Origin of the sequence: Achromobacter sp. NFACC18-2, from assembly GCF_900108985.1 — a bacterium.
Classification (GTDB): domain Bacteria; phylum Pseudomonadota; class Gammaproteobacteria; order Burkholderiales; family Burkholderiaceae_B; genus Achromobacter.
The window spans coordinates 31,778-56,012 of record NZ_FNYM01000004.1 but is presented as its reverse complement, the minus strand read 5'-3'; the positions used below and the strand labels follow the sequence as shown (position 1 = coordinate 56,012).

At 68.2% G+C, this 24,235-nt stretch carries 22 protein-coding genes; 10 read left to right on the top strand and 12 right to left on the bottom strand.

Annotated features, from left to right (window positions below):
* The first annotated feature begins 144 nt into the window (after nucleotides 1-144).
* Entirely contained in the window at nucleotides 145-1,257 is a 1,113-nt protein-coding gene (locus BMW75_RS07285; protein ID WP_092578144.1) for a cyclic nucleotide-binding domain-containing protein, read from the top strand.
* Nucleotides 1,258-1,272: 15 nt separating this feature from the next.
* On the opposite strand, the gene BMW75_RS07280 is transcribed toward BMW75_RS07285, so the two are convergent.
* Genes BMW75_RS07280 through BMW75_RS07260 form a run of 5 tightly spaced genes read right to left on the bottom strand, consistent with a single transcriptional unit; the run spans nucleotide 1,273 to nucleotide 6,158 of the window.
* Nucleotides 1,273-2,892, bottom strand: a complete 1,620-nt coding sequence (locus tag BMW75_RS07280) for an MFS transporter (protein ID WP_175493117.1) — start codon at nucleotides 2,890-2,892, stop codon at nucleotides 1,273-1,275.
* Nucleotides 2,879-3,289 (bottom strand): DoxX family protein, encoded by a 411-nt coding sequence (locus tag BMW75_RS07275; protein ID WP_076520711.1) that lies wholly within the window; start codon nucleotides 3,287-3,289, stop codon nucleotides 2,879-2,881. The genes BMW75_RS07280 and BMW75_RS07275 overlap by 14 nt, the downstream gene beginning before the upstream one ends.
* Nucleotides 3,286-5,199 carry an amidohydrolase gene (locus tag BMW75_RS07270; RefSeq protein WP_092578141.1) on the bottom strand — a complete coding sequence of 638 codons (1,914 nt, stop codon included), beginning with the start codon at nucleotides 5,197-5,199 and terminating at the stop codon, nucleotides 3,286-3,288. Before BMW75_RS07270 ends, BMW75_RS07275 begins: the two co-directional genes overlap by 4 nt.
* A complete protein-coding gene (locus BMW75_RS07265; protein WP_092578139.1) occupies nucleotides 5,192-5,491 on the bottom strand; it encodes a XapX domain-containing protein in 300 nt (99 codons plus the stop codon). Before BMW75_RS07265 ends, BMW75_RS07270 begins: the two co-directional genes overlap by 8 nt.
* Before the next feature lie 13 nt (nucleotides 5,492-5,504).
* Nucleotides 5,505-6,158, bottom strand: coding sequence for a hydrolase (locus tag BMW75_RS07260; RefSeq protein WP_092578137.1), 654 nt, complete (start codon nucleotides 6,156-6,158; stop codon nucleotides 5,505-5,507).
* Nucleotides 6,159-6,425: 267 nt separating this feature from the next.
* Between BMW75_RS07260 and BMW75_RS07255 the strand changes: the two genes are divergently transcribed.
* Both BMW75_RS07255 and BMW75_RS07250 read left to right on the top strand, forming a co-directional pair.
* A complete protein-coding gene (locus tag BMW75_RS07255; RefSeq protein ID WP_092578135.1) occupies nucleotides 6,426-7,631 on the top strand; it encodes an alpha/beta hydrolase family protein in 1,206 nt (401 codons plus the stop codon).
* A gap of 82 nt (nucleotides 7,632-7,713) precedes the next feature.
* The gene (locus BMW75_RS07250) at nucleotides 7,714-9,627 is read left to right on the top strand and encodes a B12-binding domain-containing radical SAM protein (protein ID WP_076520716.1); all 1,914 of its coding nucleotides are present in this window, start codon (nucleotides 7,714-7,716) and stop codon (nucleotides 9,625-9,627) included.
* Between the two features lie 3 nt (nucleotides 9,628-9,630).
* Here the strand turns inward: BMW75_RS07250 and BMW75_RS07245 are convergent, their stop codons facing one another.
* A complete protein-coding gene (locus tag BMW75_RS07245; RefSeq protein WP_092578598.1) occupies nucleotides 9,631-10,965 on the bottom strand; it encodes an MFS transporter in 1,335 nt (444 codons plus the stop codon).
* 230 nt (nucleotides 10,966-11,195) lie between these two features.
* On the bottom strand, nucleotides 11,196-11,951 hold the full coding sequence (locus BMW75_RS07240) for an SDR family NAD(P)-dependent oxidoreductase (protein ID WP_092578133.1): 756 nt from the start codon (nucleotides 11,949-11,951) through the stop codon (nucleotides 11,196-11,198).
* A gap of 98 nt (nucleotides 11,952-12,049) precedes the next feature.
* Here BMW75_RS07240 and BMW75_RS07235 point away from each other — a divergent pair, with 98 nt between their 5' ends.
* The 5 genes from BMW75_RS07235 (at nucleotide 12,050) to BMW75_RS07215 (ending at nucleotide 17,586) form a co-directional block, all read left to right on the top strand.
* Nucleotides 12,050-12,937, top strand: coding sequence for a LysR family transcriptional regulator (locus tag BMW75_RS07235; protein ID WP_092578131.1), 888 nt, complete (start codon nucleotides 12,050-12,052; stop codon nucleotides 12,935-12,937).
* Nucleotides 12,938-13,168: 231 nt separating this feature from the next.
* Complete coding sequence (locus BMW75_RS07230) at nucleotides 13,169-15,277, top strand: TonB-dependent receptor (RefSeq protein ID WP_092578129.1); 2,109 nt, start codon at nucleotides 13,169-13,171, stop codon at nucleotides 15,275-15,277.
* Between the two features lie 77 nt (nucleotides 15,278-15,354).
* Entirely contained in the window at nucleotides 15,355-15,642 is a 288-nt protein-coding gene (locus BMW75_RS07225; RefSeq protein WP_092578127.1) for a hypothetical protein, read from the top strand.
* A complete protein-coding gene (locus BMW75_RS07220; RefSeq protein WP_092578125.1) occupies nucleotides 15,629-15,937 on the top strand; it encodes a hypothetical protein in 309 nt (102 codons plus the stop codon). The genes BMW75_RS07225 and BMW75_RS07220 overlap by 14 nt, the downstream gene beginning before the upstream one ends.
* A gap of 17 nt (nucleotides 15,938-15,954) precedes the next feature.
* The gene (locus BMW75_RS07215; RefSeq protein WP_092578123.1) at nucleotides 15,955-17,586 is read left to right on the top strand and encodes a PepSY-associated TM helix domain-containing protein; all 1,632 of its coding nucleotides are present in this window, start codon (nucleotides 15,955-15,957) and stop codon (nucleotides 17,584-17,586) included.
* On the opposite strand, the gene BMW75_RS07210 is transcribed toward BMW75_RS07215, so the two are convergent.
* Complete coding sequence (locus tag BMW75_RS07210; RefSeq protein ID WP_092578121.1) at nucleotides 17,571-18,137, bottom strand: hypothetical protein; 567 nt, start codon at nucleotides 18,135-18,137, stop codon at nucleotides 17,571-17,573. The genes BMW75_RS07215 and BMW75_RS07210 overlap by 16 nt on opposite strands.
* 308 nt (nucleotides 18,138-18,445) lie before the next feature.
* Between BMW75_RS07210 and BMW75_RS07205 the strand changes: the two genes are divergently transcribed.
* Nucleotides 18,446-19,279, top strand: coding sequence for a DUF4189 domain-containing protein (locus BMW75_RS07205; protein WP_254791949.1), 834 nt, complete (start codon nucleotides 18,446-18,448; stop codon nucleotides 19,277-19,279).
* Here BMW75_RS07205 and BMW75_RS07200 read toward each other — a convergent pair whose 3' ends face one another.
* The 4 genes from BMW75_RS07200 to BMW75_RS07185 all read right to left on the bottom strand — a co-directional run bounded on the left by BMW75_RS07200 (nucleotide 19,280) and on the right by BMW75_RS07185 (nucleotide 23,389).
* Entirely contained in the window at nucleotides 19,280-20,116 is an 837-nt protein-coding gene (locus tag BMW75_RS07200) for an alpha/beta fold hydrolase (protein ID WP_092578117.1), read from the bottom strand.
* Between the two features lie 162 nt (nucleotides 20,117-20,278).
* Nucleotides 20,279-20,665, bottom strand: coding sequence for a response regulator transcription factor (locus tag BMW75_RS07195; RefSeq protein ID WP_092578115.1), 387 nt, complete (start codon nucleotides 20,663-20,665; stop codon nucleotides 20,279-20,281).
* Nucleotides 20,666-20,780: 115 nt separating this feature from the next.
* Entirely contained in the window at nucleotides 20,781-21,431 is a 651-nt protein-coding gene (locus tag BMW75_RS07190) for a response regulator transcription factor (RefSeq protein ID WP_092578113.1), read from the bottom strand.
* Nucleotides 21,428-23,389, bottom strand: a complete 1,962-nt coding sequence (locus BMW75_RS07185) for a PAS domain-containing sensor histidine kinase (protein ID WP_217646933.1) — start codon at nucleotides 23,387-23,389, stop codon at nucleotides 21,428-21,430. The genes BMW75_RS07190 and BMW75_RS07185 overlap by 4 nt, the downstream gene beginning before the upstream one ends.
* Before the next feature lie 225 nt (nucleotides 23,390-23,614).
* Between BMW75_RS07185 and BMW75_RS07180 the strand changes: the two genes are divergently transcribed.
* Nucleotides 23,615-24,133, top strand: coding sequence for a Dps family protein (locus tag BMW75_RS07180; RefSeq protein WP_092578109.1), 519 nt, complete (start codon nucleotides 23,615-23,617; stop codon nucleotides 24,131-24,133).
* Nucleotides 24,134-24,235: the final 102 nt, after the last annotated feature.

The window sequence follows — 24,235 nt, the reverse complement described above, 5'->3', positions numbered from 1 at the left end:
GCTACAGGATGCCGGGCGGATCACGGTGCGCGCATTACTCTTTCATACAAAGCAGGACGCAAGTGGGCAAGACGGCCCGGCCTCCGCTCGCTACTTTGTTCATATATCCTGCCGCTTTCCTCGGATGACCCGGGAGTTTCCCCCATGATTCGTCTTGCCACCGGCGCCCCGCCGGCCAACCCGCCGCCGGATCTGGCCGCGCTGCACGCGCAGGCCTTCCCGATGCTGGCCCGCGCCATGATCGACCGCGCCGCGCCCTATGGCGAGGAGATGTTGGCCGAGCCCGGCAGCGTGCTGCTCAACAGCGGCGACCGCGAGGGGGCCTTCTACATCCTGCTCCAGGGCTATGTCGAGGTGCTGGAATGCGAAGCCGACGGCGCCCTGCACAGTTTGCTCGTGCATCGTGACGGTGAGTTTACGGGCAGCCTCGATCTGTTCACCGACCGGCCCAACGCCGTCACGGTGCGGGCCGATACGCCGAGCCGGCTGCTGCGCCTGAGCCGCGCGGCGCTGCAGGCGATGATTCTTGCGGAGCGGCCCCTGGCCGAAATCATCCTGCGCGCGTTCATCCTGCGTCGCATCGGCTACCTGCGGCAGCGGCCGTACGGCGGCGCCATTCTCCGGTCGGCCGCCCGGGTCGGCCAGGACGACCCCGTAATGGATCTGGCCGTGATCGGCGGAGGCCCCGCTGGGCTGGCCGCCGCGGCCTACGCCGCATCCGAGGGACTGCAGACCATGTTGGTGGGCGGCTCGCTGTCCTGCGGCGACGGGTCTGGGCTGGGGGTGCTGAAGGGATTCCCGGGCACCATCACAGGCTTGTGCGAGGGATCGCTGTTGCGCCGCGCCGAAGACCAGAGCAAGCGCTTTGGCGCGCACGTGCTGCCGCGGCGCACCGTCAGCCGGTTCGACGGCGGCTGTTATCCGTACCGTGTGTGGCTGGATGACGGCCGCATGATCGAGGCGCGCAGCCTCATCGTGGCGACGGGCATGCAGGAATCGCTCGCGGGGGAGCCGGCCATCGACGCCAATACCGCGTGGCTGGACGGCTGGCTGGACACCGACGACCAGGGCTACATCCACACGGGCCGCGCCGCGGCGGGGTCGATGCAGGCCCGGCCCTACGAGAGCTCGCAGCCCGGCGTCTTTGCCGTGGGCGCGGCGCGCGCCGGTTCGGTCAAGCATGTGCTGGCGAGCATTGCCGAAGGCGCGGACGCGGTGCGCGTGGTGCACCGCTTCCTGGACGCCTCCGCGCATTGAGCGCCGCGGCCTGGCTTATCGTGGCCCGGCCTGGCGCATGTCCAGCGCCAGGAAATGATGCACCACAGGCTTGTCCGGTCCGACGTGAAAACGCTGCGCTTCGCCCTGCAGGTCCGCGTCCGCCTGCGACACCCGGTGGTGCTGGCGCAGGTGCTCGGCCCAGGATTCCACCAGGAACCATTCCTGCACCCGTTCCGGGTCGCCCGTGTGTTCGGCGATGCCCCAGGCGTAGGCGCCATCGCGGCGACGTTCCTCGGCCACGGCCTTGAGCGCCTGCAGGAAGGCGGGGCGGTCCGCCACGCGGATGCGATATTCGATCTGCACCATGACAGGGCCGCGATCGTGTTCCACCGGCGCATCCAGCAGCGGTTCCGGCCAGTGGTTGGACGGGTCCAGGTTGGCTTCGCCGCGCGGCAGGCGCATGCGATGCAGCACGAAGCCGGCAACGAGCAGCCCGACGGCACCGGCCAGCAGCGTCGCGGGCACCCCGATCTGCTCGGCCAGCAGGCCCCAGCCCAGGCTGCCGGCGGCCATCGCGCCGTTAAACACCATCAGGTAGATCGCCAGCCCGCGCCCGCGCACCCAGTTGGGCAGAATGGCCTGCGCCACGCCGTTGAACGTGGTCAGGGCGACGATCCAGCCCATGCCCAGCAGCAACAGCAGCAGCACGGCGGCCCACTGGGGCGGCGCGAACGACAGGGCGGCCATCACGACGGCGGCGGCGGTCGCGGCCGCCAGCACCAGCCCGTCGGCGTCGAGCTTCTGGCGCAGCTTGGGCAGGACCAGCGCGCCCAGGATGGCGCCCACGCCCACCGCGCCCAGCAGCAGGCCGTAAAAGCCCGCGGTGCCGCCCAGCATCTTGCGCGCCACCAGGGGCAGCAGCGCCCAGACGGAACTGGCGAAGATGAAGAACACCGCCGCGCGCAGCAGCACGACGTGCAGGTCGCGGCTGGCGCGGGCATAGCGTACGCCGGCCCGGAAGGCGCCGAAGAACTGTTCGGACAGGCCGTCGTCCACCTTTTTGGGCCGCTTCCACCACAGCAGCGCGGCAATCACGAACACGTAGCTCAGCACGTCGGCGCCATAGGCGGCCGCGGCGCCGAAGGCCGCGAGCAGCATGCCGCCCACGGCCGGTCCCAGCGCCCGGGCGATGTTGATGCCCAGCGAGTTCAGGCCCACCGCCGCCTTCAGTTCGGCCTTGGGCACGAGTTCGGGCACGATGGACTGCCAGGTCGGCCCCATGAGCGCCGAGCCCACGCCGCCGATGAAGGTCAGCGCGATCAGGTATTCGACGGTCATCGTGTTGGTCTTGGCCAGCATCAGCAGCGTGAAGCTGACGCAGGCGAGCAGCACCTGGATGACGATGAGGAAACGCCGCCGGTCCAGGATGTCGGACAGCACGCCCGCCGGGATGGCCAGCAGAAAGACGGGGAGGGTGGCGGCCGTCTGCATCATGGCGACGGCGGCCGGGTTGGTCGACAGGTCGGTGACGAGCCAGGCGCTGGCCACGTCGCGCATGAAGCTGCCGATGTTGCCCAGGATGGTGGCGCCCCACAGCACCGCGAAAAGCGTGTGCTTGAGGGGCGCCATGCCGCCGGCGGCGGGCGGCGGGGTACTGCGGTCAGCTCCGGCCATGCGGGCGCTCCGTTAAATCGTGCCAGGCGACCAGGACCCATGCCCCGGCCAGCCCGAAATGCTCGTAGAAGGCGTTCATCGTCATGAAACGCGCGTCGGGGGGCGATTCCCAGTAGCGGTTGGCCATCAGCGCCGCGGCGGCGGTGAAGGCCGCCAATGCCAGCGCGCCCAGCCACCGCAGGCGGCCGGACAGCACCAGCGCGCTGGCGCCCAGTTCAAGAAGAATGACGGCGACCGCCGCCAGCGCGGCGGGCTGCAGGCCGAAATGCGCCATCTCGGCCTGGGCGCCGTCGAAGTCCAGCAGCTTGACCAGCCCGCCCTGGATGTAGGCGCCGCACAGCGCCAGCAGGGCGAACCAGCGCACCGCCGGCGCGGTCAACAGCCGGCGCGCCGTCATACCGCCCAGCACGCGCAGCCCAGCGCGCCCCAGAACCCCTTGAGGTCGGACACGGGCAGCTTGCTGGCCCACGCGCCGGCGTGCTGGTGGCCGTGGACGTTGCAGTCGTTGGCGCATGCGCAGGCCGCGGCGGCTTCGCGCAGCGTGGCCTGCAGGGGCTTGCCCTCGCCATCCGCATCGCCCCAGGCCCCGTACCCGCCGAAGAGGCGCGTGGGCGACCAGTCGGGCATGGCGGGCGGCGGCGCGGCCTCGTCGTGCCCGGCAAATTCACCCGCGCCCCAGACCACTTTGCCGCCGACGACGGTGAGCAGGCTGGTGGTGTCGGCGATCTCGGATTCGGGGCAGGCGAAGAAGTCGCGGTCGGGCACGACCAGATCGGCAAGCTGGCCGGCGGCGATGCGGCCCTTCTTACCCTGTTCGTTGGAAAACCAGGTGACGTTCTCGGTCCACATGCGCAGCGCCGCGTCGCGGTCCAGGCAGTTGCGCTGCGGGGTGATGCGCAGGCCGCCCACCGTCTTGCCGGTGATCAGCCAGGATAGCGACACCCAGGGGTTGTAGGACGCGACGCGGGTCGCGTCGGTGCCCGCCGACACGTTGACGCCTTTTTCCAGCATGCGCTTGACGGGCGGGGTGGCCTCGGCGGCGCCCGCGCCATAGCGTTCGACGAAGTACTCGCCCTGGTAGGCCATCCGGTGCTGCACGGCCACGCCGCCGCCCAGCGCGGCGATGCGGTCGATGGAGCGTTCCGAGATCGTCTCGGCATGGTCGAAGAACCAGTTCAGGCCGGCCAGCGGCACGTCCTTGTTCACGCGTTCGAAGACGTCCAGCGAGCGCGAGATGGTCTCGTCATAGGTGGCGTGCATGCGCCACGGCCAGCGGTTCTGCGCCAGGATGCGCACCACTTCTTCCAGTTCGCCTTCCATCTCGGGGCCCATCTCGGGGCGCGGCTGGCGGAAGTCTTCGAAGTCGGCGGCCGAGAACACGAGCATTTCGCCCGCGCCGTTGTGGCGGAAGTAGTCCGTGCCCTGCTTGTACTGCGAGGTGGCCGTCCAGTTCAGGAAGTCTTCCTTTTCCTGCTTGGGCTTTTGCGTGAAGAGGTTGTAGGCCAGCCGGATCGTGAGCTGATTGGCGTCGGCCAATTGCTGGATGACCTGGTAGTCCTCGGGGTAGTTCTGGAAGCCGCCGCCGGCGTCGATGGCCCCGGTCACGCCCAGGCGATTCAATTCGCGCATGAAGTGGCGCGTGGAATTGAGCTGGTATTCGACCGGCAGCCTGGGGCCCTTGGCCAGCGTGGCGTACAGGATGGACGCGTTGGGCTTGGCGAGCAGCAGGCCGGTCGGATTGCCGGCAGCATCGCGCACGATCTCGCCGCCGGGCGGCGCCGGGGTGTTCTTGTCGTACCCCACGGCGCGCAGGGCAGCGGCGTTGAGCAGGGCGCGGTCGTACAGGTGCAGGATGAACACGGGCGTATCGGGCGCCGCCGCGTTCAGCTCTTCGATGGTCGGCAGGCGCTTTTCGGCGAACTGGTGCTCGGTGAAGCCGCCGACCACGCGCACCCATTGCGGGGCGGGGGTGATGGCGACCTGGCGGCGCAGCATGGCCATGGCGTCCGCCAGGCTTCTCACGCCGTCCCAGCGCAGCTCCATGTTGTAGTTCAGCCCGCCGCGGATGATGTGCAGGTGGTTGTCGATCAGCCCGGGCAGCACGCCGCGCCCGCCCAGCGCGATCACGCGCGTGCCGGAACCGGCCAGGGGCAGGATGTCGCTGGCCGCGCCCACGCGCGTGAAGCGGCCGTCCTTGATGGCGACGGCGTCGGCGACGGGATTGGCCGGGTCCAGGGTCGTGAAACGGCCCTGGTGCAGGATGAGGTCGGGGGCGCCTTCGCGCGCGGGGTCCAGGATGTCAGCCATTGCGCTTGTCTCCACATGCATCGGTGGGTTGGCGGGCGGAATCGGCGGCCGGCTTGGGGCAGCTGGGCAGTTCGCCGAACATATGGGGTTTGACCTGCTCATGGATGAACGACGCGCGGGCGGGCTCGTCCGCAAGCAGGCGCTTGACCAGCGGGGGAATCTGTTCCCCCGCCAGGATGCCGAGCAGGCCTACCAGGGCGATCACCGGGGGCGCCGGCGATCGCACGTTAAAGAGTGCGTAGATGACCCCGACCAGTAGGCCGAGTCCCAGCGAAACGAGGTAGACCTTCATCGGCGTGCTCCCATCAGCCTTCGTGGGCGTTGAACATGGACTTGGCGTAGATGATGCCCAGGCCATAGGCGCCGCCGAACTTCTTGGCGATGCCGGTCGTCATGTCGTAGGTGTCCGTGCGGGCCCAGTCGCGCTGCATTTCCAGCAGGTATTGCAGGGCGGTGATGGGCTGGCCGCCGGCCTGCACGATGCGCTCGACGGCGCGGTTGTGGGCTTCGGCGGACACGTCGCCGCAGGCGTCGGTGATCACATAGACTTCGAAGCCCTGGTCCAGCGCCGACAGGGCCGGGCCGACGATGCACACGCTGGTCCACAGGCCGGCCAGCACGATGCGCTTCTTGCCGATTTCATTGACCTGCTTGATGACGGCGGCGTCTTCCCAGGTGTTCATGGAGGTGCGGTCCAGCAGGGCCTGGCCGGGGAACGGGGCGGTGACTTCCTCGAACATGGGGCCCGAGAAGCTCTTTTCGGCGACGGTCGTCAGGATGGTGGAGGCGCCGAAGCCGGCGGCGGCGTGGGCAACCAGCGCGGCGTTGTTGCGCAGCGTGACGGCGTCGATGGAGTGGGTGGCGAACGCCATCTGCGACTGGAAGTCGATCATGATGAGCGTGTGGTCATTGGGCGACAGCAGCTTGGCGCCGGGGGTGGGGGTCGCGGTGATGGGCATGGATGACTCCGTTGGTTGCCGTGGTGAGGGACCCCCGCAATGTGCCAGCGGGCAGGCGAAACGTATTGAACGATAGTCCGCCGGTTTGAAGATTGTGATTGCGGTGGCCGCGCAATTCAACCAACGCCGCGCGGATCAGGCATCAGGCATCAGGGATAGCCGGTATCGCCACGGGCGGGCGGCTCGGGTAGGCTGCGTAGGTCCGGGTCCAGGGCCGGGACGCTCCCGCTGCGCCGCGCCAACGCTGTCCGCTACCGGAGACTCACCATGGGACTGGCCTTCCAGAACGACTTGCACGACGAGTTCGGCACGCGGCCGGTGGCCTATCTGCCTTATGGCGGGGCGGACCTGGGTGAAATCCTGGCGGTGGGACGGGCCGTGGGGGACGGAGACGACACGGCGTTCTTCCAGGCCTGGATGGCGGCGGGCGACCGCCTTGCCGCCGAGGCGCTCGATGCCGAACGCCGCAACCTGCGGGCCAGCGCCCGCGAACTGCATCTGCGCGCCAGCGCCTTCTATTCGACGGCGTATCGCCCCTTGTACGGCGCGCCGACGGACGCGCGGCTGCTGGCGGCCTTTCGCAAGCAGATGGCCGCCTTCGACCGGGGGCTGGCGCTGTCGCGGCATCCGGTCGAACCCCTGCGCATCCCGCTGGCGGGCGGCCACATGCCCGCGTACCTGTTGCCGGCCGAAGGCCGCGAGACCGAGGTGCGGCCGCTCGTCATCTTCACCAATGGGTATGACGCCACCGTGACGGATATGTATTTCGCCTGCGCCGTGGCCGCCACCCGCAGGGGCTATCACGCCCTGGTGTTCGATGGCCCCGGGCAGGGCGGCATGCTGTACGAACAGGGCGTGCCCATGCGTCCCGATTGGGAGATGGTGGTGGGGGCCGTGGTCGATCTTGCCGTGGAGTCGCCCATCGTCGATCCGAAACGCATCGCGCTCAGCGGCTGGAGCCTGGGCGGCCATCTGGCGCCGCGCGCCGCATCGGGCGAGCATCGCCTGGCCGCCTGCATCGCCGATCCCGGCCAATGGAGCATCGCGGGGCTGTTCCGGCCCCTGGCCGTGAAGCTGGGCGCCAGCCCCGACGCCGCGGCCAATCTGGGCGAGCTGGAGCCGCCCGTGCTGGACCGCCTGTGGCAGTTCGTCATGGCCAATCCCGTGCTTGCCTGGAAGATCGTGCAGCGCGGCTTCTGGGTGCATGGCGTGGACAACCTGCGCGACTACCTGCGCGCGATCGAGCAGTTCACGATGGATGGCCGGGTCGACGGCATTGCGTGCCCGACGCTCATGACGGTCGCCGGAAACGACCCCCTGGCGGCGGACACCGAGCTGTTCTACGACCGCCTGCGCTGCCCCAAGCACTTGCTGCGGTTTTCCGCCGACGAGGGCGCGGGCGACCACTGCGAATCGGCCAACCGGTCGCTGCTGAACCGCCGTGTGCTGGACTGGCTGGACGGTGTGCTGTGAGGGCGGCGCAAGGCCGCGGCGCCAGCGCTGCCTATAATTGCGTCGATTCCCGCGTTTTTTGACGGCAGACCTGCCGTGCCTCATGTCCACCTTGCCTTTGCGCGTGCTGTCGGTGATTCCGCCGATGACGCAGCTGAATACCCCCTATCCGTCCACCGCCTACCTGACCGGGTTCCTGCGTTCTCGCGGCGTGACGTCGTTCCAGGAGGACCTGGCGCTCGCCCTGGTGCTGCGCCTGCTGTCGGCCGACGGCCTGCGGGCCGTCGCGCAGCAGGTGGATGCGCTTCCCCTTGAGAAGCACACCCCGGCGATCCAGGCCTTCGTCGCCATGCAGCCGCGCTATCTGGCCACCATCGGACCCGTGATCGCCTTCCTGCAAGGCCGCGACTCCACGCTGGCGCACCGCATCGCCGGTCGCAACTATCTGCCTGAAGGCCCGCGCTTCAGTTCGCTGGACGTCTACCTGGACGAGGAAGGCGGCGATCCGCTGGGCTGGGCATTCGGCGCGCTGGGCCTGCAGGACCGCGCCAAGCACCTGGCCACGCTCTACTTGAACGATCTGGCCGACGTGCTGCGCGACGCCATCGATCCGCGCTTCGAGTTCGTGCGCTACGCCGAATCGCTGGCGGGCAGCCAGCCCACCTTCGATCCGCTGGCCGAGGCGCTGGCCGCGCCCTTGAATCTGGTGGACGAGACGTTGCGGGCGCTGACGATGGACGCGCTGGCGCGCCACAAGCCGACGATGGTGCTGCTGTCGGTGCCGTTCCCCGGCGCGGTGTACGCGGCCTTCCGGATCGCGCAGGCGATCAAGGCGCAGGATCCCGGCATCGTGATCGTGCTGGGCGGCGGCTTCGTCAATACCGAACTGCGTGAACTCAAGGACCCGCGGGTATTCGATTACTTCGATTTCGTCACGCTCGACGCGGGCGAGCGCCCCTTGCTCGCGCTGCTGGAGCATGTGCAGGGCAAGCGCTCGCGCCAGCGCCTGGTGCGCACGTTTCTGCGCGACGCCGACAGCGGCGCCGTGCGTTACGTCAACCTGGTCGAACCCGACGTCGCGTTCGCGGAAGTGGGTACGCCCACGTGGGACGGCCTGCCGCTGGACCGCTACCTGTCGCTGCTGGACATGCTCAATCCCATGCACCGGCTCTGGAGCGACGGCCGCTGGAACAAGCTGACCGTGGCGCACGGCTGCTACTGGAAGAAGTGCAGCTTCTGCGACGTGGGCCTGGACTACATCGGTCGCTACGAAGGCGCGGAGGCGACCGTGCTGGCCGACCGCATCGAAGCCATCGTGGCCGAAACCGGCCAGACCGGCTTTCACTTCGTGGACGAGGCCGCGCCGCCCAAGGCGTTGAAAGCCCTGGCCACCGAGCTCATCGAACGCAACGCCGGGATTTCGTGGTGGGGCAACATCCGCTTTGAAAAGACCTTCAGCCCCGAGCTTTGCGAACTGCTGGCCGACAGCGGCTGCATCGCCGTGTCGGGCGGCCTGGAGGTGGCGTCCGACCGGCTGCTCAACCTGATGAAGAAGGGCGTGTCGATCGACCAGGTGGCGCGGGTGACGCGCGCCTTCACCGATGCGGGGGTGCTGGTGCATGCCTACCTGATGTATGGCTTTCCGACGCAGACCGTGCAGGACACGGTGGACGCGCTGGAATACGTGCGCCAGCTGTTTGAGAACGACTGCATCCAGAGCGGGTTCTTTCACCGCTTCGCCTGTACGGTGCACTCGCCGGTGGGGCAGAACCCCGAGGAATACGGCATCCGGCTCAAGCCGCTGCCGGACATCACGTTCGCCAAGAACGACGTCGGTTTCCACGACCCCACGGGCGTGGACCACGATGCGCTGGGCCGGGGGCTGAAGAAGGCCATCTACAACTACATGCACGGCATCGGCCTTGACGAAGACGTGCGCAGCTGGTTCCCGTTCAAGGTGCCGCGCACGACGGTGGCGCGGCAGCGCATTGCGCGCGCGCTGAGCCGGCGCGGCTGAGGCCTAGCCGGCCGGCGGCGCGTCCCGGGCGGCCGACAGGATCGGTTCGGCCGCCTCGGCGCCCGGCACCGCGTTCGTCAGGTCCTCGGTCATTTCGTGGTCCAGCGCGCCCTGGAACAGGTCTTCGGTCACGCGCAGCTCCACGCCCACCGGCGACATCTGCGCGGCGGCGGCAAAGGGGGCCACGGGCGCGGGCGCCGGGCGCTCGTTGCGGCGCCAGACAAAGAAGGTGACCAGGCTCAGATTGAGCAAGGCGAAACACCAGAACAGCCCGGCTTCCCCGAACGTCGCCATCACGGGCGAGATCGCCAGCGGACTCAGCGCCGACCCCAGCGAGTTGATCAGCAGCAATCCCTGGATCATTCGCACCAGCGCATCGGCGGGCGCGCGGTCCGCGGCGTGGCTGACCGCCACCGGGTAGATGGCGAACACGCCGCCGCCCAGAAGAAACAGCAGCGGCATCAATAGCGGCGAGGCCGGCGGCAGCGCCAGGATGAGCAGGCTGAGCAGCGCGCAGAACACGGCCAGGGCGATCAGCACCACCTGACGGTCGCGCAGGTCGGACCAGCGGCCCACCGGATACTGCAGCACCATCGCGCCCAGGATCACGGCGCCCATCATCTTGCCCACCTCGGCCACGTCCAGGCCGATGCGCTGCAAGTACAGCGGCAGCAGGGTGTACACCGCGGCGATCGCTACGCCCGACCCGAAGCAGCCCATCACGCCCGTGGGTGTCATGCGCGCCAGGTGCTGCGGCAGCAGCGGCTCGACCCGTTCCACCAGCGGCGACACGCGCGGAATGATGACCATGGGCAGCACCGACAGCGACGCCAGCAGGCCGGCCACCATGAAGGGCGCCATGTCGCCCAGCCGCGTGATCGCGCCCAGCTCCAGCTGCCCAAGCATGCCGGATCCGTACAGCGCGATCATGTACAGGGCCAGCAGGCGTCCGCGCATGCGGGAGTCGCCCGCCAGCAGCAGCCAGCTTTCGACCACCAGGAACACGCCGACGCTGGCCCAGCCATTGATCAGGCGCAGCACGAACCAGGCTTCGCGGTTGAAGATCAGGCCTTGCAGCAGCACCGTGACGGCGATGAGCGAGGCAAAACTGCTGTAGGCGCGGATATGGCCGATACGCAGGATCAGCCGGTCATTGAAGATGGCGCCCAGCGTCAGGCCGATGAAATACGACGACGAAATGACGCCGATGACGGTGGCCGACTCTCCGGCGGCGTCCAATTGCAGGGTCGTGAGGGAAGAGATGAACGCGTTGCCGATGCAGACAACGAACAAGCCAAGCAAGGGCCCGAGCACCAGGCCCAACAACTGCCGAGACATGAAATCCTCGATTTCCAGAACAGCGAAAAGCATCCGGTGAGACCGGACAAACGATCAATGGGGGAGGGGGGAATGCGTCATGGTTCGCCTGGCTTGGGAGGGCAATGCCATGCGCTTGGGCGCGGGCCGGCCGGCGCGGGCGCGCGGGCGCGGCGGGAATCCGGCGCGGATTGTAGCGCCGATTGCGGGACGTTCCGGCAGGCCGGCCCGCCAGGACGTCCGCGCGACTGTTAGGTCAGCGCCATCCCGCCATCGACCCGGATGTTGGCGCCGGTGACGAAGCAGCTGGCGTCGCTTGCCAGGAACAGCGCGGCGCGCGCCAGTTCGCCCGGCCGGCCCATGCGCGCCAGCGGGATCGCGGCGGCCATGGCGTCGTCCAGGCCTGCGCGCGCCGCTGAGGGCAGACCCAGCTTTTCCAGGATCGGCGTGTCGACCGGACCCGGGCTGATCACGTTTACGCGGATGCACCGGTCCTTCAGTTCCAGCGCCCAACTGCGGGCAAAGGCCTCGACGGCCGCCTTGCTGGCGGCATAGACCGCATGGCCTTCCAGCACCTTGGCGCTGGCGATCGAGCTGACCAGGATGATGGACGCGCCGTGATTCAGGACGGGCAGGGTCTTGGTGACGCCAAAAAAGACGCCGCGCGCATTCGTGGCGAACTGCTGGTCGTAATGCGCAACGGAGACCTCGGGCGACGGCTCGATCAGGGCGACGCCCGCATTCGCCATGTAGATGTCCAGGCCGCCGAATCGCTGCCGAATCTCTGCCGCCACGCGGTCGTGCGTGTCCAGCTCCGCCACGTCGCCCGTCACGCCCACCGCGTCATGGCCGATGGATTGCACCGCGGCGTCGACGGCGTCCTGGCGCCTGCCCAGGATGACGACCCGCGCGCCGGCCTGGGCGAATGCGTGCGCGCTGGCCAGGCCGATTCCGCTGTTGCCGCCCGTGACGAGGGCGACCTTGCCCGATAGTTGGTGGGGATTCATGGTTTTTTCCAGATGGTTGAAGGAAAACCCACTCTATCTATTCCACAAAAGGTTAAATAGGTGGCTGCACTTCAATCACCTTTTCCTGGATGTCTTGAATGGATCTGCTGCCGCACGCCTCGGCCCTGGTCGCCTTTGCCACGACGGTGCAAGCCGGCTCGTTCAGCGCCGCCGGCCGGATTCTGGGGTCCTCGCCCTCGGCGGTGTCCAAGGCCATTGCCCGGCTGGAACAGCGCTTCGGCGTCCGGCTGTTCCAGCGGTCCACGCGCGTCCTGTCGCTGACGCGCGAAGGCGCGGCGTATTACGAACGCATCGCGCCGCTGCTGCGCGCGCTTGAAGACGCCGGCGAGGTCATGCAGCCGCAAGCCACCGCGCAGGGGCGCCTGCGCGTCACCGCGCCCGGCGACCTGGGACGGCTGCTGATGGCGCCCATCGTGGACCGGTTCCTGCCTGCCCACCCCGCGCTGACACTGGAAATGAGCCTGGCCGACCGGCACGTCGACCTGATCCGCGAAGGGTTCGACCTCGCCATCCGGGCCGGCCGCGTCGCCGATTCGGAGCTGAATTCGCGCCAGTTGGCCGAGCTTCCGCTGGTGCTGGTGGCATCGCCCGGCTATCTGTCTGGCCATGGAACACCGCAAGGCATCGACGACCTGGCGCGCCATGCACACGTGCGCTACATGCTGGCGGGCAGCGCGTTTCCCATCACGTTCGCGTCCGGCCAGGTCGTGCAGCCGCAGGGCGTGTTCGACACGGACGACGGATCGGCGTTGCGCGCCGCCGCGCTGGGCGGCCTGGGCATCGCGCAGATCCTGCGGCTGGCGGTGCGCGAGGATATCGCGGCCGGCCGGCTGGTCGAGCTGCTGCCGGACGCGCCGCTGCCGCGCGTGCCGGTCTCGGTGCTGCATGCCTTTGGCCGCCATGCGCCCGTGCGGGCCCGGCGCTTCATCGAGTTCCTGGCCGAGCAATTGCGGACGGTGGGGTAGCGCCGCGCCGCGCCGCGTCGCCCAAAAAAGGGCCGCATGATCGTCTTTGACGAAGCGCAAACCCCCCCCTTTATTACCCCCAGAACACTGCCTTGTTAACGAAAATTAAAGTAGCATAAGCGACTATCATTCGCATTTGCATTAACTATTAGGGGTAGGAAAGTGTCTGGGGAAAGGCCATTTCTGATCGCGTCGCGGGCAGGGCGGATCGCGCCTTGCGTCGCGTTGAGCATGTTGCTGCCGTGGCCGGCGGCATGGGCGCAGGAGGCGCAGCCGACCACCACGCTGCAGCCGGTGACGGTCACCGGAGGCGCGGTGGACAGCGGGGACCTGCCGCCCGTCTATGCCGGCGGGCAGGTCGCGGAGGGCGCGCGGCTGGGGCTGATGGGCAACCAGTCCGTGATGGACACGCCGTTCAACGTCACGAGCTACACGTCCGAGCTGATCAAGAACCAGCAGGCCCGCACGCTGGCCGACGTCATGGCGAACGACCCGTCGGTGCGCTTCACCACGTCCAGCGGCCATGCGTACGAGAACTTCCGCATCCGCGGGTTCGACGTCAATCAGAATGACGTGGCCATCAATGGGCTGTACGGCCTGGCGCCCATGGGGCGCACGCCCGTGGAATTCGTCGAGCGGGTCGAGGTGCTGAAGGGCCCCAATGCGCTCTTTAGCGGCATGGCGCCCAGCGGCGCGGTGGGTGGCACGGTGAACCTCGTGACCAAGCGCGCGACCGACACGCCTACCGCCACGTTCGGCGTGAACTGGCTGTCCGACGGGCAACTGGGTACCACCATCGACGCCGGCCGGCGTTACGGCGCGAACAATGAATGGGGCGCGCGCGTCAATGGCTCGTTCAGCGACGGCGCGACCACGCTGGACGGCCAGTCCCGCAAGCGCGAGTTCCTGTCCGCCGGCCTGGACTACCGCGGCAGCGCGCTGACGGCGTCGATCGACGCCTATCACAGCCAGGAATCGTTCACCGGCGGCACGCCCGCCATGTTCTGGTTTGCCGGCCCCGTGGTGCCGGTCGCGCCCGATCCCCGCATCAACCAGTTCAGCACCGCCTACGGCAGCATCCAGAGCAATGCCGTGATGGGCCAGGCGGAGTACCGTTTCAACGAGCACGTCTCGGCGTTCGCGGGGGTCGGCTGGCGCGACAGCGACCAGTCCGGCCTCATCAACGGCACCCACGCGCGGCAGATCGATGCCAACGGCAATTTCACGGGCCAGATGGTGGGCCAGCGCGCCTACACCGACGCCATGACCGCCGAGGGCGGCCTGCGCTCGCGCTTCAGGACCGGCAGCGTGGGGCATGAGCTCGTCTTGCAGGCCTCGTACCTCAAGCTGGAGGACGGTTCAGCCACCGGCCCCGCCTCGGTGTTCAAGTCCAACATCTACCATCCCATCACGCCGGTCATGCCGGCGGTGCCGGACAGCGCGCCCAAGAGCAGCGAGAACACGCTGACCAGCCTGGCGCTGGTCGACACCATGTCGTTCCTGGACGACAAGCTGCGTCTGACCGCCGGGCTGCGCAACCAGCGCGTAAAGACCAGCAACTTCGACAAGACCGGCAAGACCACGGCGCGCTACGACAAAGACGCGGTGACGCCGGCCGTCGCCCTCGTCGTCAAGCCGTGGGGCCCGGACCTGTCGTTCTATGCCAACTATGTCGAGGGCCTCAGCAAAGGCGACAGCGTCACCGACACCACCGCGACCAACTTCGGACAAGTCTTCGCGCCGTATAAGACCAAGCAGAAGGAACTGGGCGTGAAGTGGAATGCCGGCACCTTCACCAACACGCTGGCGCTGTTCGAGATCGAAAAGCCAATGCTGGTGACCGAAGGGTCGACGTCCAATCCCACCTACGCGGACGGGGGCGAAAAGCGCGTGCGCGGCGTGGAATGGAATACGTTCGGCGAGATCGCGCAAGGCGTGCGCGTGCTGGGCGGCGTGACGTACACGCAGGGCACGCAGGTCAAGACCTCGTATGGCCGCTACGACGGCAACACCGCGGTGGGCGCGCCGCGCTGGCAGGTCAACACGGGACTGGAGTGGGACACGCCCTGGGTGCCGGGCCTGACGCTGTCGGGGCGCATCCAGGCCACGTCGCGCCAATACGCGGACTCGGCCAACAACATCGAGATCCCGGGATGGGGTCAGGTCGACCTGGGCGCGCGCTACGCCACGCAGGTCAATGGCCGCGACGTGGTGCTGCGGCTGAACGTCAACAACGTCTTCAACAAGTACTACTACGCCGGCATCTTCAGCGACACCACGCCGATCGCGACCTTGGGCCCGGCCCGCAGCGTCATGGCATCGGCCACGATCAGCTTCTGAACGCCGCTGCCTGCCGCGCCCGGATTGCTGCATCCGGGCGCGCGGGTACAAAAACCCTTGTTCCTCGAACGTCGACCATGCCCGTCTTGATCCTTTCCATCCTCGCTGCCGTGTTGCTGGGCTGCTTCTGCCTTTATCGTGCGTCGCCCAACCAGCGATGGGGCGCGGCGCCATGGCCCGTCGCGCCCGCGCGGGTGTCCGGCGTGGCGTTACTGGCGCTGGGCGCCTGGGGGTGCCTGGCGGCCCATACGGTGCTGGCGGCGGTGTTCGTGTTCTGCACGGCGCTGATGCTGTTCTTCTGCCTCGTTCCTTACCTCGCCGTGCTGCGGCAATTGCGCCGGGGAGACGCGAATGAAGCCCGCTGACCCGGCCAAGTCCGCCAAGCCCGCGCCCATCCGCCGGGACTGGATTTCCAAGAGCCTGGCGGGCGCGGTGCTGGGCCTGGCCATCGCGCTGGGCGCCAGCGTGCTGCTGGCGGCGCTGACCGCCGGCGTGCCGCTTGCCACGCGCTCGCAGCTGGCCATGTGGCTGGTGCCGCCCCTATGGCTGGGCATTCTTTCCACCGTCTATTTCTTTGGCAGCGGCCTGCGCGCCTGGGGCTGGCTGGGCGGCGCATGCCTGGCGCTCTATGGCGGCCTTTACGCCGCTGGCGCGCTCTGATCAGGAGGGCCGCGACCATGCGAGCCGACTACATCCGCATCTACAAATCGGTCCACACCTGGACGGGCATCCTGACCGGGATGGCGCTTTTCATCGCCTTCTACGCGGGCGCGCTGACCGTGTTCAAGGAACCGATTGCCCGCTGGGCCTCGCCGCACGCGGCAGCGGGGCTGGCGCCGCTGGAGTCGGCGCCCGACCTCATCGCCAGGACGCTCGCGGCGCGGCCCGATGTGGCCCAGGGCTTCACCATTCACCTGCAGGACGACGAGAACGTGCCCGCCCGCATGGGCTGGGAAGTGCGCGACCCCCAGGCCGAAGACCACGACGAATCGGCCGTGCGGCACTATCTGGCGCGCCTGGACGCGGACGGCGCGGTGCGCATCGAGGAGGCGCACCCCAGCGGGCTGGGCAACTTCATCGACGTGCTGCATCGCGTGGTGGGCCTGCCCGTGGACAGCGACCCGAACCGCTGGTTCATGGGCGTGGTGGCGTCCCTGTACGCGATCGCGCTGGTGTCCGGCGTGATCGTGCTGCTGCCTTCGCTGGTCAAGGACTTCTTTGCGCTGCGCGTGGGCAGGAATCTCAAGCGCATGTGGCTCGACGCGCACAACGTGGTCGGCATCATTTCGCTGCCGTTTCACCTTGTCATGGCGCTCAGCTCGGTCGTCTTCGCGTTTCACGACGGGATCTACGACATCCAGGACCGGCTGATGTACGAAGGCAAGCTGGCGTCGGTGTTCCAGCGGTCCGGGGGACCGGCGGCGGACACCGCGCCGCGCGACCCGTCCGCCATGCTCCCGCCCGCCGAGCTGCTGGCGCGCGCGCGCAGCCTGTCGCCGTCGTTCGAGCCCATCGCGCTGCAATACGCCCAGGTCACCTCGCCGCGCGCCGTGGTGCGCATCTGGGGCAAGGATCCGGCCGCGGTCTCGCCGCGTGCGCGCGGCGGATTCGTCGCGATCGATCCGTATGGCGGCAAGGTCCTGAACACCGACTACCTGCCCGGGGGACAGGACGCGGCCAACCTGTGGATCAGCAGCTTTTTCGCGCTGCACATGGCGTCGTTCGGCGGGGCGGCGGTGCAGTGGCTGTACTTCTTGCTGGGCCTGGCCGGCGCATGGCTGTTCTACAGCGGCAACCTGCTCTGGATCGAGACGCGCCGCAAGCGCGCGGACCGGCGCACGGGAGAGGTGCCGGCGCAGCGGCGGGATACGCGGCTGATGGCGTCGGCGACCGTGGGCGTGTGCCTGGGCAGCGTGTGCGGCATTTCGCTGATGATGATCGCGGCCAAGGCGCTGCACGGACGGGTAGGGGACCTGGATGCCTGGCTGAAGGGCGCGTACTACGCGATGTTCTTCGCGGGCATCGCCTGGTCGTTCCTGCGCGGCGGCGCGGTCGCGGGCGTGCATCTGCTGAGGCTGGCCGCGGCCCTGACGCTTGCCATCCCCGCGACGTCGTTGCTGGGCCTGCTCTGGCCCGCGAGCGGGCTGTGGGCACACGCGTCGCCTGCCGCGCTGGGAGTCGACGCGACCGCGCTGGCAGTGGGATTGGGTTTTGCCTGGATGGCGGTGGCGACCCGGCGCCGGTTGGCGCGCGGGGATGCGGACAGCGCGTGGGCGCAGCCGCGCCCCGTGCCTCACTTCACCACGTAATTCCTGGCTTCGGCTTCGCCCGCCCATTTGCGCAGGGCGGAGATGAACTCGGGGCAGACATTGCCGTCGACGGAGGTGTCGACGATGAGGCTGTTCTGCATGCGCATCCGCACCGTGCATTCGTAGATGCGGGTGCGGTTGGCATAGTGGCCGGTGGTGTTGGTCTGGAACACCGGCGTGGGCGCGCTGTTCCGGTTGCCGGGGATCATGCCCACGACCTGCTGACTGGAGCTGTCCACGACCCATTCCGAGTACGGGGCGGACTGGTAGTCGGACCATTCCAGCTCCATCGTGTTGCCGACGGGCCGGATGCGGGACGGTTCGCCCAGCGCGGCGATGGCGTCGTCGATGGAACGGCCTTCCATGTTCTTGGCCACGTTCACGCTGGGCGAGAACGAAAGCCCCGATTTGAACACCTGGCTGAGCGAAGGCAGGGTGGAACTGCCGCCCGTGGGCATCGGCGCGCAGCCAGCCACGCCCAGCGCGGTCAGAACCCCCGCAAACAAAAAGCGCCGTCCGCGGCGGGGAAGGGGATGCTGTGGCGTGTTCATGCGGGTGTCCAGGCTCCGAGACTGGCCGCCTGCCGCTCTGCACAATGCGAGCGGCGCGGCGCCGTTTGTTTCTGTTCGTGACACGAGAACCGCGCCCTGTCGGCCGGTGCGCAGGTTCGCACGGCCTGGGTGCTGACGGCCGGCTTCAAAAAGTGCCACATTTTTACCGATAAACGGGGGCGGAGTCCGGTCCGGCAGATGTGAAATTTGTTACCTAATATGCCGGGACGGGCGTCTCATAGAGGGACGGAACCGAGGCGCGCTGGGATAAGATTTTCCCGCCCAATTCCACGGACTTCCTGACGATCATGCCCGCTCGCCTATCTGCCTTGCTTCGCGCCGCCTTCGCCACACTCGTCCTGGTGGCGGGACTGGCTTCCCCGGCCGCCCATGCCGCCGAAAAGCTCTACGGCGGCATCGCCACCGACGGCAAGCATTCCAGGATTTTCTGGGTGCTGCCCGAAACCGACGGCAAGGCGGCCGAAGCCGCGGCCCTGGCCCAATGCCGCAAGGCGGGGGGCAAGGAGTGCAAGGTGCTGAGCTGGTTTTCCGACAGTTGCATGGTCTATGCCCGCAATTCCGTGCAGGACCTGTTTCCGGGCAACAGCGTGTCGCCCGAGATGGCCGCCAAGAAGGCCATCCGCCGCTGCACCGCCGCCAGCCCCGACGGAAAGTGCCGCCTTTCGACCATGCCGCTGTGCGTGGGTCCGGGTTACAGCGCGGCCGACCTGCAGGCGCCCGTCAAGGCCACGCCCGCCGACCTGGAAAGCCTGTCGGCGCGGATGGACGAACGAGAGTACTGGGGCGCCATCGCCGAAAAGGAGACCGGCGACCTGGTCTATGCCGACGGCTATCCCCACGAGAAGGACGCGCTGTCGCAATTGCTGGAATGGGACGACTGCCAAGGCTGCAGGAAGGTGCTGACCTACACCGATAGCTGCGTCGGCCTGGCCTGGGCCAAGGGAATCAAGGGCCGGGGCACGAGCTTCACCGCGCTCGACCCCGATCCGAAAGCCGCCCGCGATGCCTCGCGCGCGGCCTGCATCGCAAAAACGGGAAGCCCGGCCTGCGTGGCGATGGTGCGCTGCTCGGGCCGGGCGTACATCGATGGCTATGCGGGCGAGGATCAGAAGGCGAACTGATCAGCTCTTGATGAACGCGAGCAGGTCCGCGTTGATCACGTCGGCATGGGTCGTGAGCATGCCGTGAGGAAAGCCCGGGTAGACCTTCAGCGTGCCGTTCTTGAGCAGCTTCACCGACAGGCGCGACGCGTCGTCGATGGGCACGATCTGGTCGTCGTCGCCGTGCATCACCAGCGTGGGCACGGTGATGGCCTTCAGGTCCTCGGTCTGGTCGGTCTCCGAGAAAGCCTTGATGCCTTCGTAGTGCGCCTTGGCGCCGCCGATCATGCCCTGGCGCCACCAGTTGTTGATCACGCCCTGCGACACCTTGGCGCCATCGCGGTTGAAACCGTAGAACGGGCCCGCGGCGACATCCAGGAAGAACTGCGCGCGGTTGTCGGCCAGCGCCTTGCGAAAGCCATCGAACACTTCGATCGGCGTGCCGCCCGGGTTGGCGTCCGTCTTGACCATGAGGGGAGGCACGGCGCTGACCAGCACGGCCTTGGCGACGCGGCCTTGCGGTTCGCCATGGCGGGCGACATAGCGGGCGACTTCTCCGCCGCCCGTGGAGTGGCCGATGTGCACGGCGTTGCGCAGGTCCAGGTGCTGGGCCACGGCCGCCGCGTCGGCCGCGTAGTGGTCCATGTCGTGGCCGTCGCTGACCTGGCTGGAACGTCCATGTCCGCGCCGGTCGTGCGCGATGACGCGAAAGCCCTGGGCGAGGAAGAACAGCATCTGCGTGTCCCAATCATCGCTGGACAGCGGCCAGCCATGGTGGAACATGATGGGCTGGGCTGTCTTGGGGCCCCAGTCCTTGAAAAAGATTTCAACGCCATCGGGGGTGGTGATCGTGCTCATGTCGGGATTCTCCGGGTTGGTTGGACCGCAGGGATAGACTAGGGCCTTATGCGTTCCCGGAACATCCTACGCTGGGCTTGGCGCGTAATACAAAGGTATAGGCGGGCGCCGCGGGCGGATGTGTCCAATCCGCCGCCTCCCGCCGTTTTCCGCCGCTTCCCGCTAATTCGTCGCGTCGCGTCCGTGCCGCAAGGCATCGGCCACGCACCGGGCCATGGCCTCGCCATCGACGGGCTTGTCCAGGTAGGCACAGGCGCCCAGCGCCAGCAGCCGCAGGCGCGCGGCCTCGGTGGGAAAGGCGGTCATGAAGATCAGGGGAAAGCGGCGTCCGGCGGCGATGAGTTCCGCCTGGAGCTGATCGCCCGTCATGGGCGCCATCTGGACGTCCGTGATCATGCAGTCGGGGTCGCCCGCGCCCCGGTCGTTCAGGAAGTCGGGCCCCGAGCCGTAGGCCCGCACCTCGTAGCCGAGCGAGCGCAACAGGCTGGACAGCGAGATTCTGACCCCATCGTCGTCGTCGACAACCGCGATAGTGGGAGTGTGATTCATGTAGGAAGATCCTTCGGCCCGGACGGATCACATTGCGCATCCGATGCCCGGCAAGTCTCCTTATGAACCTTTGCAACCGCCAGGAAAATCATACAGAGGTTTGTCCCCGGCACCGTCAAGGCGCGGAAATGCCCAGCGCCTCGGCATGGCGGACCAGGTCGGCGAGCGACCGCACCCCCATTTTGCGCATCACGTGGCCGCGGTGGATCTTGACCGTGATCTCGCTCAGGCCGATCAGCCCGGCCACCTGCTTGTTCATCAGCCCCGACACCACGTGCGCCATGACCTCGCGTTCGCGCGGGGTGAGGGTGTCGTAGCGGGCGCGCAGGCCGTCCATCGCGGCGTCGCGGGAACGGCGCTGGGTGTCGCGTTCGATCGCGGCGGCGACGGCGTCCAGCATGTCCTGTTCGCGAAATGGCTTGGAAAGGAAGTCGACCGCGCCGGCCTTCATGGCGCGCACCGTCATGGGGATGTCGCCATGGCCGGTGAGGAACACGATGGGCAGGTCGATGCCGTGCCGCGCCAGTTGGTCCTGGAAGTCCAGGCCGCTGATGCCGGGCAGCCGCACGTCCAGCACGATGCAGCCCGGCGCGTCCGGGATCGGCGCCTGCAGCAGTTCGGCGGGCGACGCGCACAGCGTGGTGCGCAGGCCGACGGACCGGAACAGGCTGTCGAGCGAGTCGCGGACGCTGGCCTCGTCATCGACCACGATGACCTGCGAGGGCGGGGCGGCGGTGCCGGAAGTCGGTGGGGTTCGGTGGTTCATGCGGAAGGGTTCCCCTGCGTGGCCGCAAGTGTCAGCGTGAATGCCGCGCCTGCGCCCGGCGTGCTGTCGACGGCAAGGCTGCCGCCATGCGCCTGCGCCGTGGTGCGGCAGATCGGCAGGCCCATGCCCATGCCTTGCGGTTTGGTGGTGAAAAACGGATCGAACAGACGTTCCAGGTCGTCCGCGGCGATGCCGGGGCCGGTGTCGGTCACGGTTATCGCGACCATGCCGTCCTCCCGGCGCGCCGCGCGGACGGACAACTGGCGCGGCCGCGTCTGGCCGGCCATGGCCTGGCTGGCATTGACCATCAGGTTGACCAGCACCTGCTGCAGCTGGATGCGATCGCCCGTGATGGGCGGCAGGCCGGGCGCGATCTCGACCTGCAGCGCCACGCGTTCGCGCGTGAGCTCGTGGGCCACCAGGCGCGTGGCCTCTTCGATGACGGTCCCGATGTCCAGCGGCGCCTGCTGCACCGGCGCCTTGCTCAGGAACGCGCGGATGCGCTTGACGATCTCGCTGGCGCGCCGGCCTTCAGAGACGATGCGCGCCATCGCCAGCTCGACTTCGTGCAGGTCTGGCTGCGGACGGCGCAGCCAGCGCATTCCCGCGTCGCCGCTGGTCACGACCGCCATCAGCGGCTGGTTGACCTCGTGCGCGATGGAGGCGGTCAGTTCGCCCAGCGTCGCCACGCGCGCGGCGTGCGCGAGTTCGGTTTGGGCCAGCAGCAGCGCGTCCTGCGCCTGCCTGCGTTCGGTGTTGTCCACCACGAATACGAGCACGGCGCCGTCCGGGTCGTCCGCCGACGGAAAGGTGATCGTGAACAGCACCGGCACGCGCGCGCCGTCCGGGCGCACGACCTCGGTCTCGCCTTCGTGGAAGGCCTCGCCCTGCGCGAACGCCAGCAGGGACTGCGCGTACATGCGGTCGTCATCGCACAGGATGTCGTCGACCGACTCCAGCCCGGGCGCCGGGCCGCAGCGGCCGACCATCGCGAGAAACGCCGGGTTCATGTCATCGACCTTCGTCAGCAGGCGCGCCTGGCCGATGAACTCGGGATGGCGGGCCAGGTGCGCGGTGAGGGCGGGGCCGTCCATGATGCCCAGGGCGGTCAGCGCGGCGCGCACGGCGCGCCAGTCCTCCTGGACGACGCCGATCCGGCTGGCGTCGAACATGCGCCGATAGCGCCTTTCGCTGCTGACCAGGGCGGCATAGGCGGCCTTGCGGTCGGTGACGTCACGGTGCGTTTCCATCACGCCCGTCACGCGGCCATGATGGTCGCGCTGCAGCACCCAGCGGCTTTCAAGCACCAGGGTGGCGCCCGCCCGGGTCTTCTGTTCCAGCGTGCCGTCCCAGGCGCCCGTGGCCAGCAGTTCGGCCTCGATGGCCTCGCGGCGATCGGGGTAGCGGGTCTGCAGCAGCGTGTCGGCGATGCGGCCCAGGGCGAGGTTCGCGGGCCACCCGTAGACGTCCTCGGCGGTGCGGTTCCAGAACGTGATGACGCCGTGATGGTCGCGCACGAAGATCATGTCGTGCGACAGATTGAGCAGGCGGGCCTGCGACGCCAGCCGGCGCGTCGCATGCTGGTTCTGGAGCGCGAGCAGGGCGGTGATGCCGATGGCCGCCAGGCTGACCAGCGCCCGCGCGGTGGGCGAGCCCACGTGGTTCAGCCCGTGCGAGTTCAGATAGGCGGAGATGGTGAGCACGATGCCGGCGGCGCCGGCCACGATGATGTCCAGGCGCCGCGAGGTGCGCGCCGCCAGCAGCACGACCACCACATACAGCACCGCGACCGCGCCGTCGAAGTCGGTGAAGGTGTCGACCAGCGCGATGACCAGCGCCAGGACCAGCGCGGCCGCGCGGAACAGGAACTGCATGCGGCGCGGGCCGGCCGTCTCCGGCGCGTCGGGACGCGACCGCGGCGGCTGGCCAGGCGTGCGGCCGAGTGGTGACGTGAGCAAGATCCACCTCTGGTTGGGAGCGCGCGGATCGGGCGGAAAACCAGGGGCGCGCAATGAGACGCGCACATTATCCGCGAACTTTGCCACGAAACACCCGTATTTTCCGGGTAAACCTTGGTATGAGCCGAGGAAACGATGAGCCGATTTTTCCGGCGCAAGGCCGTCGCTATGCTGGTTTCCATCGGAAATCGATGCCCGGTTTCCGCAGCCAACCCGGAGAAATCCATGAACGATCTTTCGCTTCAATCCCGCATGACCGCCCCCCTGCACACGCCCTCCGACCTGGGCGCGCAGGCCAGGATCGACATCGCCGCCGCGCTGACGGCCCTGGTGGCCGACATGTTCGCGCTGTATCTGAAGACCAAGAACTTTCACTGGCACGTCTCGGGCCCGCACTTTCGCGACTACCACCTCATGCTGGATGAGCAGGGCGACGAGATCTTCGCCACCACCGACGCCATCGCCGAGCGCGCCCGCAAGATCGGCGGCACGACGCTGCGTTCGATCGGCCATATCCAGCGCCTGCAGCGCCTGCTCGACAACGACGCCGATTACGTCACGCCCGAGGACATGCTGGCCGAGCTGGCCGACGACAACCGCCGCCTGACGGGCTTTCTGCGCGCCACCCACGCCGTGTGCGAGAGCCACAATGACGTCGCCTCGACCAGCCTGATCGAGAACTGGATCGACGAGGCCGAGCGCCGCACCTGGTTCCTCTACGAATCGACCCGGGCCGAACGTTGAACGTTGAACGTTGAACGTTGAACGTTGAAGGCTCCACGCTGAAGGCCGAGCGGGTGGCGCGGTCAACGGCCCAGACGGCGCGCCGTCCGCGCGCCGGGTGCG

What these genes read in the sequence shown, in the direction of transcription:
- BMW75_RS07285 (WP_092578144.1), top strand. Translation starts at nt 145, where the DNA reads ATGATTCGTCTTGCCACCGGCGCCCCGCCGGCCAACCCGCCGCCGGAT.
- BMW75_RS07280 (WP_175493117.1), bottom strand. Translation starts at nt 2,892, where the DNA reads ATGGCCGGAGCTGACCGCAGTACCCCGCCGCCCGCCGCCGGCGGCATG.
- BMW75_RS07275 (WP_076520711.1), bottom strand. Translation starts at nt 3,289, where the DNA reads ATGACGGCGCGCCGGCTGTTGACCGCGCCGGCGGTGCGCTGGTTCGCC.
- BMW75_RS07270 (WP_092578141.1), bottom strand. Translation starts at nt 5,199, where the DNA reads ATGGCTGACATCCTGGACCCCGCGCGCGAAGGCGCCCCCGACCTCATC.
- BMW75_RS07265 (WP_092578139.1), bottom strand. Translation starts at nt 5,491, where the DNA reads ATGAAGGTCTACCTCGTTTCGCTGGGACTCGGCCTACTGGTCGGGGTC.
- BMW75_RS07260 (WP_092578137.1), bottom strand. Translation starts at nt 6,158, where the DNA reads ATGCCCATCACCGCGACCCCCACCCCCGGCGCCAAGCTGCTGTCGCCC.
- BMW75_RS07255 (WP_092578135.1), top strand. Translation starts at nt 6,426, where the DNA reads ATGGGACTGGCCTTCCAGAACGACTTGCACGACGAGTTCGGCACGCGG.
- BMW75_RS07250 (WP_076520716.1), top strand. Translation starts at nt 7,714, where the DNA reads ATGTCCACCTTGCCTTTGCGCGTGCTGTCGGTGATTCCGCCGATGACG.
- BMW75_RS07245 (WP_092578598.1), bottom strand. Translation starts at nt 10,965, where the DNA reads ATGTCTCGGCAGTTGTTGGGCCTGGTGCTCGGGCCCTTGCTTGGCTTG.
- BMW75_RS07240 (WP_092578133.1), bottom strand. Translation starts at nt 11,951, where the DNA reads ATGAATCCCCACCAACTATCGGGCAAGGTCGCCCTCGTCACGGGCGGC.
- BMW75_RS07235 (WP_092578131.1), top strand. Translation starts at nt 12,050, where the DNA reads ATGGATCTGCTGCCGCACGCCTCGGCCCTGGTCGCCTTTGCCACGACG.
- BMW75_RS07230 (WP_092578129.1), top strand. Translation starts at nt 13,169, where the DNA reads ATGTTGCTGCCGTGGCCGGCGGCATGGGCGCAGGAGGCGCAGCCGACC.
- BMW75_RS07225 (WP_092578127.1), top strand. Translation starts at nt 15,355, where the DNA reads ATGCCCGTCTTGATCCTTTCCATCCTCGCTGCCGTGTTGCTGGGCTGC.
- BMW75_RS07220 (WP_092578125.1), top strand. Translation starts at nt 15,629, where the DNA reads ATGAAGCCCGCTGACCCGGCCAAGTCCGCCAAGCCCGCGCCCATCCGC.
- BMW75_RS07215 (WP_092578123.1), top strand. Translation starts at nt 15,955, where the DNA reads ATGCGAGCCGACTACATCCGCATCTACAAATCGGTCCACACCTGGACG.
- BMW75_RS07210 (WP_092578121.1), bottom strand. Translation starts at nt 18,137, where the DNA reads ATGAACACGCCACAGCATCCCCTTCCCCGCCGCGGACGGCGCTTTTTG.
- BMW75_RS07205 (WP_254791949.1), top strand. Translation starts at nt 18,446, where the DNA reads ATGCCCGCTCGCCTATCTGCCTTGCTTCGCGCCGCCTTCGCCACACTC.
- BMW75_RS07200 (WP_092578117.1), bottom strand. Translation starts at nt 20,116, where the DNA reads ATGAGCACGATCACCACCCCCGATGGCGTTGAAATCTTTTTCAAGGAC.
- BMW75_RS07195 (WP_092578115.1), bottom strand. Translation starts at nt 20,665, where the DNA reads ATGAATCACACTCCCACTATCGCGGTTGTCGACGACGACGATGGGGTC.
- BMW75_RS07190 (WP_092578113.1), bottom strand. Translation starts at nt 21,431, where the DNA reads ATGAACCACCGAACCCCACCGACTTCCGGCACCGCCGCCCCGCCCTCG.
- BMW75_RS07180 (WP_092578109.1), top strand. Translation starts at nt 23,615, where the DNA reads ATGAACGATCTTTCGCTTCAATCCCGCATGACCGCCCCCCTGCACACG.